Here is an 18,776-nt window from a genome sequence, read left to right as displayed (position 1 = left end):
ACCATGCGTATCGTCGTCGCCATGTCGGGCGGGGTGGACAGCTCGGTGGTCGCCGGGCTGATGCACGAGGCCGGGCACGAGGTGATCGGCGTCACGCTCCAGCTCTACGACCACGGCGCCGCGTCGGGCCGCAAGGGCGCGTGCTGCGCCGGCCAGGACATCCACGACGCCCGCAACGTCGCCGACCGGCTCGGCATCGCCCATTACGTGATCGACGCCGAGGCCGCGTTCCGCGAACGGGTGATCGGCGATTTCGCCGAGTCCTACGCCGGCGGCAGAACCCCGGTGCCCTGCGTGCGCTGCAACCAGCACCTCAAATTCGGCGATCTTCTCGGCCTCGCGCGCGATCTCGGCGCCGAGGCGCTGGCGACCGGCCATTACGTCCGCCGCGAGGATGGCCGAAACGGCCCCGAACTGCACCGCGCCGCCGACGAAGCGCGCGATCAGTCCTGGTTTTTGTTTGCCACGACGCAAGCGCAGCTTGCGTTTGCCCGTTTCCCCCTGGGATCGATGCCGGACAAGGCGCGGGTCCGCGCCGAGGCCGCGCGGATGGGACTGCCAGTCGCCGAAAAGCCCGACAGCCAGGATATCTGCTTCGTCCCCTCCGGCTCCTATGCGGATATCGTCGGAAAATTGCGCCCCGAAGCAACGTTTCCCGGCGATATCGTCGACGGTGAGGGCACCGTCCTCGCCCGGCACGACGGCATCGCCCGCTACACGGTGGGGCAGGCGAAGCGCCTGGGCGCCGCATCCGGCCAGGTGGTCACGCATATCGACGCGGAGCGCCGGCGCATCGTGGTCGGTCCGCGCGATGCCGGGTCGCGCGCCGTCCGCTTCGCCGAGGCGAACTGGCTGATCGACCCACCCGAGGCACCGATCCGCGCCGCGGTGAAGCTGCGCGCGCGCGAAACCCCGCGGCCGGCGACGATCGACGCGCTGAGCGGCGTGGCGACTCTCGACACTTCCGCGCTCGCCGCCCCCGGTCAGGCCTGCGTGGTCTATGACGGCACGCGTGTATTGGGCGGTGGATTTATCGTTTAGGTTGTTACAGCCTTGATTTTTTCTATTTCGTCTCTTTATAATCATTGACGGATCGTCGCGAGATCGTGATAATAACCGGCATAATCCGAGGAGACGGGCGATGTCGGGATCCACGATTACGCCGGGCGGTACCGTTACGCTGACCACGTCGCTGAGCGGGAATATCACCTTCACCAATCAGGGCACCGATAGCGGGGTTCTGCTGATCGAGCCGGGCGCCCTGCACTACGGCCCGTCGACCACGAATGTCGTCGCCACCTATCTCGGCGGCAATATCGACAATTTCGCGCCGGGCGACACGATCATCCTGGCCAATCTGGAACAGGATTACGCCAATTTCGACAAGGCGCCGAGTTCGGTGCAGAACAACGCGACCTTCGACGCCGATATCGCCTCGCTGACGAGTGCCGGGGTGATCGTCTACGTCGAGCCGGGCAACACCATCACGACCAATAATCCGCTCTTCAATTCACTTTTCGGCGCCACGCTCCAGTCGCTCGCCGGCCCCTATCTCGAATCGATCGACGAGGCGTTGTTCGGCGTCAAATCGCTGAACGCCACCCTCACCATCACCCCCACCTTCGAGGCGGGCAGCACCACCGTTGTCGATGCCGTCATCACCGCCAGCGGCACGATCAACCCGCCCTGTTTCGCGGCCGGCACAAACATCGCGACCCCGCGTGGCGAGATTCCGGTGGAGCACCTCGCCGCCGGCGATATCGTCCGCACCGCCTCCGGCGCGGAGAAAAAAATCGTCTGGATCGGCCATCGCAGCCTCGATTTCCGCAGGCATCCGAACCCCGAGCGCGCCCGGCCGATCCGCATCGCGGCGGGCGCCCTGGCGGATGGCGTGCCCGCGCGCGATCTCCTGGTCTCGCCCGACCACGCCTTGTTCCTCGACGGCGCCCTGGTCCAGGCGAAGGACATCGCCGATGGCGTGCTGATCGCCCAGGAGCACGACTGCGCGCGCGTCACCTATTACCATGTCGAACTCGACCGCCACGACATTCTGCTCGCCGAGGGTGCGGCCGCCGAAAGCTTTCTCGACACCGGCCATCGCGGCCTGTTCGAGAATTCCGCCGAACCCGTCACCCTGCACCCCGACCTGATGCAGATCGTCCGCGAAATTCAAGGTTGCGCTCCGCTGATCACTGGCGGCACGGCTCTCGCGCCGATCCGCGCGCGCCTCGCCGCGCGCAAGGCGGAGCTCGGCTACGCCCTCGTCGAAACCACCCCCTGGCTGCGCGCCGATTCGATCATTCTCGCCCCGGCGGAGCGCAGAACCGGCACGCTGCGCTTCACCCTGCCGCGTCCGGTGCGCCGGGTCGAGCTGGTCACCGGCAGTTTCGTCCCGGCCGAGACCGATCCCGCCTCATCCGACCATCGCCGGCTCGGCATCGCGCTCACCGCCATCGTGCTGGACGGCAAATCCATCCCGATCGAACGGGCGATCGCCCCGGCGCAGCGCCATCCGCGCGCCGCGCACGACGCGGCGGTCTGGACGCGCGGCGATGCATGGATCACCCTGCCGCGCGCCGGGCGCGAACTGGTCCTGACCTATGCCGCGATCGCCAGCCACTGGCGCCGCGACGAGAGGGTCGCCGGGCGACAGCGCCGGCAACGCTGACGCAACTGTCGTCGTTCCGCCACGCCGCCAGGCTTTGTGCGCCACCCCGTGCCGCCGAGGCTGGTTTCGCCCGATCATCAGGCTATAATGGCGAAGCGCAGCCGCTTTCGTGCCACGCAAGCGATTGCGCGAAACTCCCGGTGCCGAGGTTTCCGGCCTTGGCGCTGTCCAACGCAACCATCGTCCCCCGGCTTGCCCGGGCGACGACAAGAACATAAGGATTCCGACGTGGCCACCGAAAAATCTCAGAACGTGCAGGACGTTTTCCTCAACCACGTTCGCAAGAGCAAAACCCCCGTGACGGTGTTCCTGGTGAACGGCGTCAAGCTTCAGGGCGTCATCACCTGGTTCGACAATTTCTCCGTGCTGCTCCGGCGCGACGGGCATACCCAGCTCGTCTACAAGCACGCGATCTCCACCGTGATGCCGGGCGCACCGATCCAGTTGTTCGACGCGACCAAGGCCGAGACCGGAGCCGCCCCGGCGCAGAACCCCGCCACGCTCAGCCTGGCGCGCGGCGGCGACGCGGAGCGAGACGATGAGTAATCAGGCTTGACCGCGCCGACCGAGGCGACGCCCCAGCGCGCCGCCATCCTGCTCCCCTGGGAGCATGGTTCGCGGCGCGACCGCCTGCGCGAGGCCGAGGCACGGCTCGCCGAAGCCATCGGCCTCGCCGCCTCGATCGGGCTGGTCATCGCCCACCGGGACATTCTGCAAATCCGCTCCCAGCGGCCCGCCACCTTGTTCGGCGAGGGTCAGGTCGCGCGCATCGGCGCCGCCATCGCCGAGGCCGAGGTCGGCGTCGCCGTGGTCGATTCCGCGCTCAGCCCGGTGCAGCAGCGCAACCTGGAACGCGCCTGGAACTGCAAGGTGATCGACCGCACCGGTCTGATCCTGGATATTTTCGGCGAACGCGCCCGCACCGCCGAGGGCGTGCTGCAGGTCGAACTGGCGCATCTGGCCTATCAGCGCTCGCGCCTGGTCCGTTCCTGGACTCACCTTGAGCGCCAGCGCGGCGGCTTCGGCTTCCTCGGCGGCCCCGGCGAAACCCAGATCGAGGCGGACCGGCGGCTGATCACCGATCGCATCGCCCGGCTCAAGCGCGACCTCGACGATGTTCGCCGCACCCGCGCCCTGCATCGCGCCGCGCGCAACCGCGTGCCCTATCCGGTGGTCGCCCTGGTCGGCTACACCAATGCCGGCAAATCCACTTTGTTCAACGCGCTCACCGGCGCCGCCGTGCAGGCCGAGGACCAGTTGTTCGCCACCCTCGATCCCACCATGCGGCTGATCGTCCTGCCGTCCGGCCGGCAGGCGATCCTGTCGGACACGGTGGGTTTCGTCTCCGACCTGCCGACCGAACTGGTCGCCGCCTTCCGCGCCACGCTGGAGGAAGTCGCCGCCGCCGACATCATTCTCCATGTCCGCGACGCCGCACACCCCGACAGCGCCGCCCAGCGCGCCGATGTCATCGCCGTGCTCGACAACATGGCCGCGTCGGGGATGCTGGACGCCGGCTGGCAGAACCGCAGCTTCGAGGTTCTCAACAAGATCGACCTTCTGCCGCCGGACCATCGCGACCTGCCTGAAACCGACGCCATCGCCGTCTCGGCTTTGTCCGGCGAGAACCTGCCGGCGCTGCGCGCGGCGATCGACGCGCGGCTCGCCCGCTCGATGCATCTGATGACCTATGCGCTGCCTTCGTCCAATGGCGCGATCCTCGCCTGGCTGTATCGCCACGGCGAAGTCACCGCGCGCGAAGACGATGGGGATCGCATCACCGTCTCGGTCCGGCTGCGGCCCGAGGACCGCGCCCGCTTCGAGAACGATTTCGCGCCCGCCATTCTGGCCCCCGCTTCGTGAGTCTCGGCGATGCCGACATCCGCGCCATCGCGGCGCTGATGCGCGACGTTGCATGTGCCGAAATCATGCCGCGCTTCGGCCGCATCGGTCCGGCCGATCTGCGGACCAAAGCCGGCCCGCTCGACCCGGTGACGATCGCCGACGAAGCCGCCGAACGCGCGCTGATCGCGGGGCTCGAACGCCTGTTCCCCGGCGCCGCCATCATCGGCGAGGAAGCCGTTTCCGCCGATCCCGCCCTGATCGATCGCGTGCGGGAGCCAAAACCCGTCTTCGCGATCGACCCGATCGACGGCACCCAGAACTACGCCGCCGGTCTGCCTTTGTTCGGCGTGATGATCGCGCTGATCGAAAACGGCACGACCACCGCCGGACTGATCCACGACCCGCTGCGCGATGACACCGTGGTTGCCCGCGCCGGAGGCGGCGCGTTTCTGCTGCTCCGGGACGGCGCGACAACGCGCCTGCGCGTCGCTGACCCTGTGCCGCTCGACCGGACGATCGCCTCGGTCTCCTGGCAATACATGTCAGAACCCGAGCGCTCGCGCGTGCTGCGCAACCTGGCCAGACTCGGCCAGACGCCCAATCTGCGCTGCGCCGCCGCCACCTACCGCGCCATCGCGATGGGCCACATCCACGCGACCCTGTCGCGCCGCACCCTGCCGTGGGACCACGCCGCCGGCGCCCTGATCGTCGCCGAAGCCGGCGGTCATGTCCGCAAACCCGACGGCGAACCCTGGCGTCCCGCCGAGCTTGACGGCGGCATCCTCGCCGCCCAAGACGAGGAAAGCTGGCACCTGCTCCGCGAGGCGCTGTTCGACAGCGAAGCGGCTTAATCTTTTCGATTTTGCAACATCGGCTTGACGTTCTTGTATCTCAACGTTCTGAACTCTACCGTTGAACTTGAGTTAGGCCGCATGGACAAACCGAATCCAGAGTTTGATGGATGAGAGCAAGGCGAAGCCGAGGAAACTACTTGATGTTTGATCGTAGCGGGTTGCGATGCGGCGATTATTTTTCAATTTGTTGAAGCATCGCTCGATCCGGTCGCGATCCTGCGCAACTGGGAGCAGAACCGGGTGCAGATGGACCGCGCGGCGATCACGCTGATACGCATCCTCGCCCGCGAACCGAAAGCCGCTCTTCGCGCCCTGCGCCGCGACGACGCCTGACCCACAAACCCCATCACCGCCCGTCCGCGAATTTTTATTGACGGGAATCGCTCCTCTTGGCACAATTATTTCGCGAGTTGCGGCAATTTCTGCTTTCCAGGTGCCAGATGATCGGATGCAGGCTGCATGAACGACCGATCGCGCCCCCGGTGCATGACCGGAGGGGCGAATTGCTGATCCTCTGCGCCCGGATCGGCTACAGCCCGCACCAATCCTGACCGACCGTCAAACGACCCGCACGGGTCGATGGAATCTTCAGTCAGGAGGCACATCGTCATGAGTGAGCAGGCAACATCCGCGCCGGCGCAATCCCTGAAAAAGGGCTCCCTCAACCTCGTCGAACTCACCGGCCTGTCGCTCGCCAACATGGCGCCGGCTTACAGCGCCTTCACCACGATCGGCCTCATCGTCGCGACCGTCGGCCTCGGCGCGCCGCTGCTGTTCGTGATCGCCGGCGTCGCGACGATCTTTCACGTCAACAGCACCGCCGAATATTCGCGCAAATGCCCCAGCGCCGGCTCCTACACCTGCTTCGTGTCGCGCACCTTCGGCGATTACGTCGGCGCCTCGATCGGTGTCTTCTTCGCGTTTTCCTGGATCGTCTCGCTCGCCTCGGTCTATGTCGTCATCGGCAACTGGACCATGATCATGCTCGACAAGTTCATGGGCATCAAAGTGAATTTCGTCGTGCTGACCCTGATCTTCGCCGCGCTGACCATCCTGTTCTGCATAAGGGGCGTGGTGATTTCATCTAAAATGGCGATCTCGCTGTTCATCTTCGAACTCGTGATCCTGTTCGGTTCCGGCGCCGCGCTGGTGATCCTCAATCCGCATTTCGTGAATTTCCGTCCGTTCTCGTTCTCCTCCTTCAGTTCGGGACTCAAGGGCATCGGCCTCGCCTTTCCGCTCGCCGTCTATCCGTTCATCGGCGCGAGCAATGCGGCGGCAATGGCCGAGGAAGCTCAGCGCCCGCATGCGACCATCCGAAAAGCCGTGTTCGCCGCGGCGATTTTCGCAACCTTTGCCTATGTCTTCTGCGCCTGGTCAACCGTCGTCGGATTCCGGTTCGACACGAAAGCCCTCGCCCATACCGACTTCCCGATGATCTCGGCGGTCGGGCTGAATTTCGGCGGCTTCGTGTTCGTCATGTATCTCGCCGGTCTGACCAGCACGCTCGCCCTTCTGCTCGCCTCGACCAATGCCGGCGCACGGATTTTCTTCAATCTCGGCCGCGAGGGCCTGTTCCCGGACTGGATGGCCCGGATTCACCCCCGTCATCGGACACCCTCGGCCGCGATCCTGTTCGTCGGCATCGGCTGTACCATCGTCGCCGTCGTTCTCGGCGGCGTCTACGGCCCGATCAACGCCTTCAACTGGCTCGGCACCATCGGCACCATCCCGCTCATCCTGGTCTATATCCTGGTGAATATCGGCCTGCCGATCTACTTCAAGCGGGAATATCCCGCCGAATTCTCGGTCTTTACCCACGTGGTTCTGCCGGTTCTCGGCATCCTGGCCTATATCATCCCGCTCTGGTCGATCGTCGAGCCGGGCCAGCCCGCCCCCTATAACAGCTTCGGCTGGCTCACCCTGCTTGGCCTGATCCTCGCGATATTTTACGGAATCTACGTCAACAAAACCCAGTCCCACCGGCTCAATCTCGGCATTTACGTCAAGGAGTAGCGCTTCGGCGAAAGCACCCCGCCGCGTGGTCGTCAACGATCCCCACCGCCTGCATCCACGCATAGACGATCACCGGCCCGCAAAACTTGAAGCCGCGCGCCTTCAGCGCCGCCGAAATCGCGTGCGATAACGGCGTGTTTGTCGGCGCCGTGACCCCGTCGCCCCTTATCGCCGCGCCGCCCGCCATGCCCCAGACGAATTCCGCGAAATCCTCGCCGGAATCCCGCATCGCCAGATAGGCTTTTGCCCCGCCGATCGTCGCCTCGATCTTCGCCCGCGCGCGGATGATCCGCGCATCGCCCATCAACCGCTCCACATCGTCCGGTCCGAACCGAGCGACGATCTCCGGCTCGAACCCCGCGAACGCCGCGCGAAACCCCTCCCGCCGGTGCAAAATCGTCCGCCACGACAGCCCGGCCTGAAACCCTTCCAGCATGAGCATTTCCCACAGCGCGCGGCCGTCGCGCACCGGAATACCCCATTCGCGGTCGTGATAGGCTTCCATCACCGCATCGCCCTCGGCCCAGCCGCAGCGCGCCAGCTTGCCCATCATTCCGCCGCCTTCACCGTCCGCCACAACCCCTCCATCTCATCGAGACCGGCCTGATCCGGCGTTCGCCCTTGCGCCGCCAAGGCTGCTTCGACCCCGCGAAACCGCCGCTCGAATTTCGCGTTGGCCCGCGCCAGCGCCGCCTCGCCATCCACCCCGAGCTTGCGCGCCAGATTGACCATCACGAAGAACAGATCGCCCAGTTCGTCCTCGATCCGGTCCGCATCGCCGCCCGGCAGTTCGACGCGCAGTTCCGCGATCTCCTCGTCGAGCTTGTCGAGCACCGCCTCGGCATCCGGCCAGTCGAACCCGACCCGCGCCGCCCGCGCCGTCAGTTTCTTCGCCCGCAGCAGCGCGGGAATCGTGGTCGCGATGCCGTCCAGCACGCCGGGCAAGGCGCGCAGGGAGCGTTCCCGCGCCTTGTCCGCCTCCCACGCGCTGGTCTGCGCCGCCGCGTCCCGCGCATCGGCATCGCCGAACACATGCGGATGCCGGCGGATCATTTTCCCGACAATCCCTGCCGCCACACGCTCGAAATCGAACCAGCCGCGCTCCTCGGCGAGCCGCGCGTGATACACCACCTGGAACAGCAGGTCGCCCAACTCGTCGCGCAGCGCGGATGGATCGTTTTTCACGATCGCATCTGCAACCTCATAGGCCTCCTCGACCGTATAGGGGGCGATGGATGCGAAATCCTGCTCCCGATCCCACGGACAGCCAGCGACAGGGTCGCGCAGCATCGCCATGACATCGATAAGCCTTGCGATTGAAGGAGCGGTCATGCGGCCTCGTTCAGGATCAATTGACATCGGCGCGAGAACACGCCGGCGTGATGCGCGGGCATCGCGGAATAGACTAAAGTAACCGCCAAGGAGAACAACCATGCACCTGATCCGCAAACGCGACTGGGATCTGCCCGAAGCGGCGGCAACCCCGGAAGCCTTCGCCCTGAACCGCCGCGCGGCGATCGCGGTCATGGGTGGTGCCGCGCTCGGTTTCGGCGGCATCGGCGATGCGCTCGCCGCCGATGTACCACCGCCCCAGGGCTATTCGCCCTCAGCGCTGCGCTTCGACCCCGGCCGCGCGCTCACGCCGAAAAAAAACGTCGAAACCTACAATAATTTCTACGAATTCGGCCTCTCGAAAGACATCTGGCGCGCCGCGCAGAAACTGCCCACCGAACCCTGGACCGTCAAAATCGACGGTCTGGTGGAAAAACCCTTCACAATCTCGTTCGACGACCTGATGAAAAAGGTCAAAACCGAAACCCGCATCTACCGCCATCGCTGCGTCGAAGCCTGGTCGATCACCGTGCCCTGGCAGGGCTTCGCGATGAGCGATCTGGTCAAAATCGCCAAGCCCTTATCGTCCGCGAATTTCCTCCGCTTCACCACGCTCGCCGATCAAAAGGTGATGCCCGGCCTCGCCATTCCGTTTTTTCCCTGGCCGTATCACGAGGGGCTGACCATGGCGGAAGCGACGAACGAACTCGCCTTCGTCGGCACCGGGCTCTATCACCAGCCCATGCCCAAGCAGGACGGCGCGCCGATCCGCGCGGTGCTGCCGTGGAAATATGGCTTCAAATCGGCGAAATCGATCGTGCGGATCGAATTCGTCAAGGACCAGCCGAAAACCTTCTGGCAGCAGACCAGCCCGGACATGTATGGGTTCTGGGCCAACGTGAACCCGAAATACCCGACCTTGCGCTGGAGCCAGGCGCGCGAACGCATCATCGGCACCGGCCAGGTCGCGCCGACGCAAATCTACAACGGCTACGGCAAATGGGTCGCCTCGCTCTATGCCGGCATGAAGCAGGACAAGAAATTGTTCATGTGATACCGGAAGGCCGCAGGGCTGAACGATATCGCGCGCAGGGTTGGCGTGGCGGCTGCGCGCCAAATCAATGACTTCCAGTTTTCAAGAATTTAGGTCCGGTCTGGTGCCTTTGTTTCACGTGAAACAAACGTCATCTATTCTGACCTAATGTTAGTCGCGCGGCGGCGATGATCCGCCGCGCCTCGGACCATAAATCATAAGCGTCGAACTCCGGCTCCGAAACCCAGGCGATATCGGTCACATCGCCGCCCGCGCGTGCGGCGCCGCCCTCATAACGCGCCGCGAAATCGAGAATGGTGTAATGAAACTGCACCCTTCCGCCGGCGTCGCGATGGATCGAATCCACATTTCCGGCCAGCACCAGCGGCCCGACCGTGAGCCCGGTTTCCTCCAGCAATTCCCGCCGCGCGGTGGCTTCCGCCGTCTCGCCCAGCTCCTGCCCGCCGCCCGGCAGGCTCCACGCCCCCAGAGCCGGCTTCTGCCCGCGCCGCACCAGCAGCACGGATTCGCCGCGCAGCACCACCACGCCTACCCCGACCCTCGGCGCATCAGGATACTCGCGGCTCATGGTGATTGACCCCCGCTGATGTCGCAAGGGGGCGTTGCCCCCTTGCATCCCTCATCAAAGGCGGAGCCTTTGAAATCCATAAATGCGGGCTTTGGCGGGCGGGGCCAGAATGGGCTCGTCGTGCTTGCCAGCCCCGCCCACCAAAGCCCGAAACTAACGGGTTCTAAGGGCTCAGCCCTTAGCGGGGTGCAGGGGCGGAGCCCCTGCGAAACCGGCGAGACCATCGTCAGCCAGCCGCCAGGGCGCGGATGGCGCGGGCCTGATCGAACAGGCGGAGCAGGGTTCGGGCGGCCTGACCGCGCGGCGTTGTCAGGGTCGGGTCGGAGTCGAGCAGCATGGCGGCGTCCTTATGGGCCATGGAGATGAGATCGGAATCGCGTTCGGCGTCGGCGAGGCGGTAGCCGGGCAGGCCGGATTGTCTGGCGCCCAGAACGTCACCGCCGCCGCGGAGGCGGAAATCTTCGTCGGCGATGCGGAAACCGTCTTCGGTTTCGCGCAAGATGGCAAGGCGCTTGCGGGCGGTTCTGGTGAGATCCGCATCTTGCAGCAGCAGGCAGTAGCTTGCCGCCGCACCGCGTCCGACCCGCCCGCGCAACTGGTGAAGCTGAGCGAGGCCGAAGCGTTCGGCGTGTTCGATCACCATGACATTGGCTTCTGGCACATCGACTCCGACTTCGATGACCGTGGTGGAGACCAGGATGTCGGTCTTGCCCGAAGCGAAGCCGGCCAGGGCGGCGGCGCGGATGTCTATGGGTTGACGGCCGTGGGCCAAGGCGACGCGGGTGGAAAAACGCTCGGCGAGTGCTGCGAATCGCAATTCGGCGGCGGCGATGTCGAGCATTTCGCTTTCCGACACCAGCGGGCAGACCCAGTAGACCCGCCCGCCGCGCGCGATCATCCGCGCGATCGCGTCGGTGATATCGGCCATCTTGTCGAGCGGGTGCAGGGTGGTGCGGATCGGTGTGCGGCCGGCGGGTTTTTCGGCGATCCGGCTGACGGTCATTTCGCCCCAGTGCGAGAGGAGGAGGGTGCGGGGGATCGGCGTCGCGGTCATCACCAGCATGTCGGTGGCCTCGCCCTTGGCGCCGAGGGCGAAGCGCTGTTCGACGCCGAAGCGGTGCTGTTCGTCGATGACGGCGAGGCCGAGATCGTGGAATTCGACCGATTTCTGAAAGATCGAATGGGTGCCGATGATGATGGGAATCGCGCCGTCGGCGAGCCCGGCGAGGATTTTGCGCCGTTCGGCGGTCTTCAATGAGCCGGTGAGCAGGGCGACCGGAACCGGGCAGAGTTTCGAAAGCGTGGCGTGGTGCTGGCGTGCCAGCAATTCGGTGGGGGCGAGCAGGGCGGCCTGTGCGCCGGCTTCCACCACCCGAAGCATCGCGAGGGCCGCAACGAGTGTTTTGCCGGAGCCGACATCGCCCTGCAGCAGGCGCAGCATCCGGTGCGGCGCGGCGAGATCGGCGTCGATTTCCGCCAGGGCCGCCGCTTGGGCGTTGGTAGGCGGAAATCCGAAGCGGGCAAGGGCGGCCGCCCGTAAATGTCCCTTGCCGGTGAAGGCGCGGCCGGGACGCTTGCGGCTGCGGCGGCGGATCAGGGCGAACGCGATCTGGCGCGCCAGCAATTCGTCATAAGCGAGGCGTCGCGCCGGTTTGTCGTCAGGAATGGCGGCGGGGGCGTGCAGCGCGCGCAACGCGTCGCCAAAGCCGGGCCAATGGCGCTGGCGCAGGACGGACGGGTTTTGCCATTCCGGCAGATCGGGCAGGCGGGCGAGCGCGGCTGCCATCGCGCGGGCGACCACGCGCGGATAGAGCCCGGCGGTGAGGCGCCAGACCGGCTCGATCATCGGCAGCGCGGCTTCCTGCATGACGGGAACCACGTAATCGGGGTGCGGCAGGGTAATCCGGTCGGCGTAGCGTTCGACCTTGCCGGAGATGAGCAGTTTCGCGCCGACCGGGAATTGCACGAGGCGGCCGGGATGGAACAGCACGACCTCGCCGAAGCCGCTGGAATCGCGGATGACGACCCGGTGCGGCTGGGATTTGCGTGACGGCGCCTCGTGGCCGACCACTTCGACGGTGAAGGTGCCGATGCTGCCCGGTTTGGCGTCGCGGAGCAAAAACCGCTCGCGCCGGTCGATAAAATGTTCCGGGAGATGAAACAGCAGGTCGCGGAGCGTGTCGCCGCCCACCGCGCGGGCGAGCAGGGCGGCGAGCCGTGGCCCGATGCCGGGCAGGCTGGTCAGAGGCGCGCGCAGCGAATCGATGGATTCGGGGGTCACGGGCTGACAGTGGCGCGGCCTCGCTCTATATCGCAACCCATCATGAATGCTGACTCGAACGACGCGCTTCCGCTCCGCCACCGCCGGCTGCTGTATCGGGCCACCCATCGGGGGACATACGAGAACGATCTGATGATCGGCGGGTTCGCGCATAAGCATATCGCGACGATGGACGATGCCATGCTCGACGCGTTCGAGGCGGTGATGGAACACCCGGATACCGAGCTGGCCGACTGGCTGACCGGACGGTTGCCGATCCCCGATCATGCAGACAGTCCGATGCTGCGCGAGATCAAGGAACAGGCCGCCGAGGTCGCGCAGGGCAAGCAGGGACGATGAGTCTGCTGAGTGTCTACGGCGCGCCTGAAGGGTTCGACGCCGCCCTGATCGCCCGCCGCGCCGCCGAGGCGGGGTCGGTCCTGCATATCGCGCGCGACGATGCAAGGCTGGCGCGATTGGCCGATGCGCTGGGGTTTTTCGCGCCGGACGCCGAGATCGTGACATTCCCGGCCTGGGATTGCCTGCCCTATGACCGGGTGTCGCCGAACCCGGCGATCATGGCGGAGCGGGTCGCGTCCCTGGCCCGGCTGCTGGAACCCGCGCTATGCAAGCGCATCATTCTGACCACGGTGAACGCGGCGGTGCAGTGCACCCCGCCGCGCGGGCAGTTCAAAAACGCGAGCCTCGCCATCGCGCCGGGCGGGACGATCGCGCCGGACGCGCTGGCGCGATTTCTCGAAGCCCATGGCTATCACCGGGTCGGCACGGTGATGGAGCCGGGCGATTTCGCGATCAGGGGCGGGATCGTCGATGTCTGGCCGGCGGGCGAGGCCGCGCCGACTCGGATGGATCTGTTCGGCGACCAGGTGGAGAGCCTGCGCCGGTTCGATCCGGGCACCCAGCGCAGCGGGGCTTCGGTGGCGGCGCTGATCTTCCGCCCGGCGTCGGAAATTCCGCTCGATGCCGACTCGGTCAGCCGGTTTCGCGGCGCGTTCCGCGAGATGTTCGGCGCCGATTCGGTACGCGACCCGCTCTACGAGGCGATTTCCGACCATCGGCGCCAGCCGGGCATGGAGCATTACGCACCGTTGTTCTGCGGCGAAATGGAGACGATTTTCGACTACGCGCCGGCCGCCGCCGTGAGCCTCGATCATCAGGCGGAGGACGCGGCTTCGGCGCGGTTCGAGATGATCGCCGACCATTACCAGGCGCGCCGCGCGCCGCCGCGCGCGGGGGATTTGCCGTATCGGCCGATCGCGCCCGAACTGCTTTATCTCGACCGCAACAGCTTCGCCGCGATCCTTGTCCAGCGGCAGGCGACCGGGTTTTCGCCGTTCGCCAAGCCGGATGGTGCTGCCGGCGTCGAGGCCGGCGGCCGGCCCGGCGCGATCCTGGCGCAGGGACCGGCGGGCGCTTCGGTGTTCGACGAATTCCGCCTGCTCGCCGCGCGCTGGCGCGAGGCGGGGCGCCGCGTGGTGCTCGCCGCCTGGAGTGCGGGCTCGCGCGACCGGCTGGCGGCGCTGCTGCGCGACCACGGGATGCGCTCGATCCCGATCGACAACGCGCGGGAGGCTCGGATTGCCAAGGGCGATGCCGTGTTGCTGGCGGTGCTCGGGCTGGAACGGGGTTTCGTCGCGGACGATCTCGCGATTGTGGCCGAGCAGGATCTGCTGGGCGCGCGGATCGCCAGGCCGCCGCGCAAACGCCAGCGAGCCGATCAGTTCATCGCCGATGCCACCGAGATCGCCGAGAGCGATCTGGTGGTGCATCAGGATCACGGCATCGGCCGGTATGACGGGCTGGTGACGCTGAGTGTCGATAGTGCGCCGCATGATTGCCTGCGGCTTCTGTATGATGGCGGCGACAAATTGTTCCTCCCGGTCGAGAATATCGACCTTCTATCCCGCTTCGGCACCGAGACCGCCGGGGTGGGGCTGGACAAGCTCGGCGGCGCATCGTGGCAGGCGCGGAAAGCCCGCGCGAAAAACCGTATCCGCGACATGGCGGCGGGGCTGATTCGCATCGCCGCCGAGCGCAAGCTGCACGATGCGCCCCTGCTCGCCGCCGAGGAGGGCAGTTTCGCCGAGTTCTGCGCCCGTTTCCCCTATACCGAGACCGAGGATCAGGCGCGCGCGATCGGCGACGTGCTGGAGGATCTGGCCGTCGGCAAGCCGATGGACCGGCTGGTGTGCGGCGATGTCGGCTTCGGCAAGACCGAGGTGGCGCTGCGCGCCGCCTTCGTCGCCGCGATGGCGGGAACCCAGGTTGCCGTGGTGGTGCCGACCACGCTGCTCGCGCGCCAGCATTTCCGGCTGTTTTCCGAGCGGTTTGCCGGGCTGCCGATCAAGGTGGCGCAATTGTCGAGGCTCGTTACCGCCAAGGATGCGACCAGGGTGAAGGCCGGGCTGGCCGATGGCAGCGTCAATATCGTGGTCGGCACCCATGCGCTGCTCGCCAAATCCATCGCCTTCGCCGATCTCGCGCTGCTGATCGTCGATGAGGAGCAGCATTTCGGCGTGGCGCACAAGGAGCGGCTGAAGCAGCTCAAGGCCGATGTCCATGTGCTGACCCTGACCGCGACGCCGATTCCGCGCACCTTGCAACTCGCTTTGACCGGCGTACGGGATTTGTCGCTCATCACCACCCCGCCGGTCGACCGGCTGGCGGTGCGCACCTTCATCATGCCATGGGACGCGCTGGTGATCCGCGAGGCGATCGCGCGCGAGCGGTTCCGCGGCGGCCAGTTGTTCTGCGTCGTGCCACATATCGACGATATCGACCGGATGCGCGAGCGGCTCGCCGAAATCGCACCCGATCTGCGCTGCGCGGTCGCGCATGGGCGGCTGGCGCCGACCGAGATCGAGCGGGTGATGACCGAGTTCAGCGAGGGGCGCCATGACGTTCTGCTGGCGACCAACATCGTCGAATCCGGGCTCGACATGCCCTCGGTGAACACGATCCTGATCTGGCGGGCGGATCTGTTCGGACTCGGGCAGTTGTATCAGTTGCGCGGGAGGGTCGGGCGCGGCAAGCAGCGCGGCTACGCCTATCTGACCTGGCCGCCCGCGCATCGGCTTGCCGCTTCGGCCGAGAAGCGGCTGGAGGTGATGCAGACGCTGGATACGCTGGGCGCCGGATTTACCCTGGCCTCGCACGATCTCGATCTGCGCGGCGCGGGAAACCTGTTGGGCGACGAGCAATCGGGCCATATCCGCGAGGTCGGCATCCAGCTGTATCAGCAGATGCTGGAGGATGCGGTCGCCGATCTGCGTGCGGCGGCGGGCAAGGAAGCGCGCGAAGCGACGCGCGACTGGACGCCGAATATCAGCCTCGGTCTGCCGGTGCTGATCCCCGAGACCTATGTGGCGGACCTGCCGGTGCGGCTGGGGCTGTACCGGCGGATCGGCGCGCTCGGCACCGATGCCGAAAGCGAGGCCCTGGCGGCCGAACTGGTCGATCGGTTCGGCCCGATGCCGGAAGAGGTGGAAAATCTGCTCGCCACGGTGTCGCTCAAGCGCGCCTGCCGCGATGCCGGGGTGGAAAAACTGGAGGCCGGGCCGAAGGGCATGGTGATCGGCTTCCGGGGCAACAGTTTCGCCAATCCGGGCGGGCTGATCGCCTGGCTCGCGACCAGGGCCGGCGTGCTGCGGCTGCGCCCGGACCACAGACTGGTTCTGGCGCGCGAGATGGACGTGAATGCGCGGCTTGCGGCGGCGCGCGATATCATATCTAATTTACAACGAATAATCGGGCAGGCGAAAGCAGCATAATTTCGGTTTCGTCATTGCGCTGCGATGACCGAATTGACATTTGCATCGTGCGGCACGGTCCTCATCTGTCCGTGATGAAGGCGTCCCGCACCGGGTCGTCCCATCAAGCGAGGTTTCATGATGGCACACCGCACGAGAACCCTTCCGTTTGCAGCGCTCGCTGCCGGATTGATCGCAACCCCGATGCTGGCCGGCACCGCCCTGGCGCAGATGACGGCGCCGGCGGCACCGCAGCCCCGGCAATCGACCGGGATGATGCCGGCGCACCCGCTGTCCCACGCGACGATCGCCAAGGCCGGCCATGCGCTGCGCAAGGTCGTTGCGATCAACAAGATGTATGGCGACAAGCTGGCCAAGACGACTGATCCGGCGGCGAAGCAGCGACTGGTCGCGACCGCGAAGCAGAAGGCGATGGGCGCGATCACCCGCCAGGGCCTGACCGTCGGACAGTATGATCAGGTGCTCGCCTCGGCCGAGCAGAATCCGGCGATGCGTCAGCAATTGCTCAGCGCGGCCGGGATTTCCGCGAAGAACTGATTGCTTCGCTTCGCTCGCAATGACGTTGCGATAGCGTTATAGGCGTTATTGGATCGGCTGCAGGATGACCGCCGTGCCATAGGCGGTCACCTCGTTCATCGCCTGACCCTGGCCGGCGTCGAACTCGCCGGAATCGAAGCGCATTCCGACCACCGCGTTGGCGCCGAGCGAGGCGGCATGGGCTTTCAGCGTCTCGATCGCCTCGTCGCGGGTCCGGTTGACCATGGCGACATAACCGCCTTGCGAGCCTCCGAAAATGGCGCGGATACCACCCAGCATGTTGCCGACGATGGTTCGGCTGCGGATCGAGGTGCCGTAGACCGGCCCGATCACACGGGTGACGCGCGCGCCCGCGACTTCGTTGACGGTGACGACGAGGATATCGGCCATGCGGGCGGGGTCCGTTTTTCTGGAAAGAGAGCAGAGACGCCCGACATAGCATCGGCCGCGCGCGATTGCATCGGGTTTGATCGGTTGGTTGTGCCGCGGTTTGAATTTCCGCGACGGGTAGGAAACGGTTCGACTGGTTTTGGTGGAAAGTTTTGAAAAGCCAGCCTTCTCATCATGGCCCGGTCGGGCCGAAATCTGAACGGGTGTTATGGAAAATCAGGAAGCAGGCTTCCCTGAGTCGGGCGATACAGGGACGAGAAAGCAGACAGGCGTTCCCATCTCGTCTGGATAGGAGATCCGCGACCAGCCTTCATGGAATGGATGCGATAGTATCGCTAACGAAGTGGTTTATTTTGCGATACTATCGCTCATGAAGATGATCATTCTGACGCTGAGCGCCGCGAAGGATCTGGACCTCCTCCCGCGCGACGCCCGCGAGCAGGTGGAAGCCGGACTTCATCGCTACGCCATGACCGGTCAGGGAGACGTGAAAGCGCTGCAAGGCCGCGACGGCTACCGGCTGCGCATCGGCAGATGCCGGGTGATCTTCGACGAAGACGCGACCACCATCCTGGCGATCTATATCGGCCGCCGTGCACCACGACCTGTAAGAGGAACTGAAACGATGAGCACCCCGCAAATCATCCGCACCCCCCTCCGGCGAGGAGCTGGTGGTGCTGCCTCGCGCCGAATACGAAGAGTTGCTTGCACGCGCCGACGAGTCCGCCGAGGACGAGGAAGACATCGCGATCTACGACACCCGCAAGGCCGAGCTCGCGGAGGCCGGTGTCGCTACACTGCCGAAGGAGGTAAGTGCCGCGATCTTGCACGGCGATAGCCGGCTGAAAGCCATCCGGCAGTGGAAGGATATCACGCAACTGCACCTGAGCTTTAAGACCGGAATCAGTCAGGGCTATCTGTCCGATCTCGAAAGCGGCCGCCGAGCCGGCACACCGGAGACGATCGCGAAGCTCGCGGACGCTCTAAGCGTCCCGATCAATTGGCTGTCGTAACCGCCTGGCCACTCCACCGTCACGATCGCCACACGGACGGAAGGGAGGCCCTCGCCGAAAAATCGCCAACGGAACACGGCTCGGCCAGCGACCGAAACAGCGCGTCTTTCAAAGCGGCGGGCGATCCGGTCACAGCAAAGCCTCTGGCGCTGCGGGCCTCCGCCGAGGTGTCGGCCCGGCTCGTCATCGTCCACGCCATCTCCCCGGCGGCCGAAGCTTTTTCTATCTTCACCACGGTTTCACCCGACTGCCGGTCGAGACACCCACATTCGCGTTCGACCTCGTCAAATATCAGAAAGTCGCAACATCGACCTGATTTTCCGAAAGTTTTTGATTTTCGGCGCGCGGGGTCAGCGATTGTCAGTTCGCATTCTGTTCTTTACCGCACCGCTAAAGAGGTGCAGGCTAGGCATGAGTTAAAGGAGGTCATCGATGTCTGAGGAGTCTA

Annotated in this window: 18 protein-coding genes; 13 read left to right on the top strand and 5 right to left on the bottom strand. The window is 65.6% G+C overall.

The genetic code is table 11. The features are described 5' to 3' along the window. Positions 1-3 precede the first annotated feature (3 nt). The 7 genes from mnmA to L2A60_RS02755 all read left to right on the top strand — a co-directional run bounded on the left by mnmA (position 4) and on the right by L2A60_RS02755 (position 7,383). Positions 4-1,041, top strand: coding sequence for a tRNA 2-thiouridine(34) synthase MnmA (gene mnmA / locus L2A60_RS02785; protein WP_235702848.1), 1,038 nt, complete (start codon positions 4-6; stop codon positions 1,039-1,041). 100 nt (positions 1,042-1,141) lie between these two features. Further along, positions 1,142-2,668 (top strand): Hint domain-containing protein, encoded by a 1,527-nt coding sequence (locus tag L2A60_RS02780; protein ID WP_235702847.1) that lies wholly within the window; start codon positions 1,142-1,144, stop codon positions 2,666-2,668. A gap of 228 nt (positions 2,669-2,896) precedes the next feature. Continuing rightward, complete coding sequence (gene hfq / locus L2A60_RS02775; protein WP_235702846.1) at positions 2,897-3,214, top strand: RNA chaperone Hfq; 318 nt, start codon at positions 2,897-2,899, stop codon at positions 3,212-3,214. Positions 3,215-3,220: 6 nt separating this feature from the next. Further along, complete coding sequence (gene hflX, locus L2A60_RS02770; RefSeq protein WP_235702845.1) at positions 3,221-4,531, top strand: GTPase HflX; 1,311 nt, start codon at positions 3,221-3,223, stop codon at positions 4,529-4,531. Next, complete coding sequence (locus L2A60_RS02765; RefSeq protein WP_235702844.1) at positions 4,528-5,364, top strand: inositol monophosphatase family protein; 837 nt, start codon at positions 4,528-4,530, stop codon at positions 5,362-5,364. The genes hflX and L2A60_RS02765 overlap by 4 nt, the downstream gene beginning before the upstream one ends. A gap of 147 nt (positions 5,365-5,511) precedes the next feature. Continuing rightward, a complete protein-coding gene (locus L2A60_RS02760; protein ID WP_235702938.1) occupies positions 5,512-5,700 on the top strand; it encodes a helix-turn-helix domain-containing protein in 189 nt (62 codons plus the stop codon). 276 nt (positions 5,701-5,976) lie between these two features. Next, positions 5,977-7,383 carry an APC family permease gene (locus L2A60_RS02755; protein ID WP_235702843.1) on the top strand — a complete coding sequence of 469 codons (1,407 nt, stop codon included), beginning with the start codon at positions 5,977-5,979 and terminating at the stop codon, positions 7,381-7,383. On the opposite strand, the gene L2A60_RS02750 is transcribed toward L2A60_RS02755, so the two are convergent. Both L2A60_RS02750 and mazG read right to left on the bottom strand, forming a co-directional pair. After that, on the bottom strand, positions 7,373-7,936 hold the full coding sequence (locus tag L2A60_RS02750) for a DNA-3-methyladenine glycosylase I (protein WP_235702842.1): 564 nt from the start codon (positions 7,934-7,936) through the stop codon (positions 7,373-7,375). The two genes, L2A60_RS02755 and L2A60_RS02750, sit on opposite strands and share 11 nt — an antisense overlap. Further along, positions 7,933-8,715, bottom strand: a complete 783-nt coding sequence (gene mazG / locus L2A60_RS02745; protein WP_235702841.1) for a nucleoside triphosphate pyrophosphohydrolase — start codon at positions 8,713-8,715, stop codon at positions 7,933-7,935. The genes L2A60_RS02750 and mazG overlap by 4 nt, the downstream gene beginning before the upstream one ends. Positions 8,716-8,815: 100 nt before the next feature. Here mazG and msrP point away from each other — a divergent pair, with 100 nt between their 5' ends. Then, on the top strand, positions 8,816-9,769 hold the full coding sequence (gene msrP, locus L2A60_RS02740; protein ID WP_235702840.1) for a protein-methionine-sulfoxide reductase catalytic subunit MsrP: 954 nt from the start codon (positions 8,816-8,818) through the stop codon (positions 9,767-9,769). Positions 9,770-9,899: 130 nt separating this feature from the next. Here the strand turns inward: msrP and L2A60_RS02735 are convergent, their stop codons facing one another. After that, positions 9,900-10,337, bottom strand: a complete 438-nt coding sequence (locus tag L2A60_RS02735; RefSeq protein WP_235702839.1) for an NUDIX hydrolase — start codon at positions 10,335-10,337, stop codon at positions 9,900-9,902. A gap of 226 nt (positions 10,338-10,563) precedes the next feature. Next, positions 10,564-12,726: an ATP-dependent DNA helicase RecG gene (recG, locus tag L2A60_RS02730; RefSeq protein ID WP_235702838.1), complete on the bottom strand. Its 2,163-nt coding sequence runs from the start codon at positions 12,724-12,726 to the stop codon at positions 10,564-10,566. Between recG and L2A60_RS02725 the strand changes: the two genes are divergently transcribed. The 3 genes from L2A60_RS02725 (at position 12,661) to L2A60_RS02715 (ending at position 16,925) form a co-directional block, all read left to right on the top strand. Continuing rightward, a complete protein-coding gene (locus L2A60_RS02725) occupies positions 12,661-12,957 on the top strand; it encodes a succinate dehydrogenase assembly factor 2 (protein ID WP_235702837.1) in 297 nt (98 codons plus the stop codon). The two genes, recG and L2A60_RS02725, sit on opposite strands and share 66 nt — an antisense overlap. Further along, positions 12,954-16,388 (top strand): transcription-repair coupling factor, encoded by a 3,435-nt coding sequence (gene mfd / locus L2A60_RS02720; RefSeq protein ID WP_235702836.1) that lies wholly within the window; start codon positions 12,954-12,956, stop codon positions 16,386-16,388. The genes L2A60_RS02725 and mfd overlap by 4 nt, the downstream gene beginning before the upstream one ends. Before the next feature lie 120 nt (positions 16,389-16,508). After that, positions 16,509-16,925, top strand: a complete 417-nt coding sequence (locus L2A60_RS02715; RefSeq protein ID WP_235702835.1) for a DUF4168 domain-containing protein — start codon at positions 16,509-16,511, stop codon at positions 16,923-16,925. A 45-nt stretch (positions 16,926-16,970) separates the two neighbouring features. Here L2A60_RS02715 and L2A60_RS02710 read toward each other — a convergent pair whose 3' ends face one another. After that, positions 16,971-17,315, bottom strand: a complete 345-nt coding sequence (locus L2A60_RS02710) for a YbjQ family protein (RefSeq protein ID WP_235702834.1) — start codon at positions 17,313-17,315, stop codon at positions 16,971-16,973. A gap of 674 nt (positions 17,316-17,989) precedes the next feature. Between L2A60_RS02710 and L2A60_RS02705 the strand changes: the two genes are divergently transcribed. Together L2A60_RS02705 and L2A60_RS02700 are read left to right on the top strand one after the other, a co-directional pair. Next, on the top strand, positions 17,990-18,328 hold the full coding sequence (locus tag L2A60_RS02705) for a helix-turn-helix domain-containing protein (RefSeq protein WP_235702833.1): 339 nt from the start codon (positions 17,990-17,992) through the stop codon (positions 18,326-18,328). Then, positions 18,316-18,768 (top strand): hypothetical protein, encoded by a 453-nt coding sequence (locus tag L2A60_RS02700; protein ID WP_235702832.1) that lies wholly within the window; start codon positions 18,316-18,318, stop codon positions 18,766-18,768. Before L2A60_RS02705 ends, L2A60_RS02700 begins: the two co-directional genes overlap by 13 nt. Positions 18,769-18,776: the final 8 nt, after the last annotated feature.

Origin of the sequence: Acidiphilium iwatense (assembly GCF_021556475.1) — a bacterium.
Classification (GTDB): domain Bacteria; phylum Pseudomonadota; class Alphaproteobacteria; order Acetobacterales; family Acetobacteraceae; genus Acidiphilium; species Acidiphilium iwatense.
The sequence above is the reverse complement of the archived record's forward strand: the minus strand, read 5'-3'. Positions and strand labels throughout refer to the sequence as shown.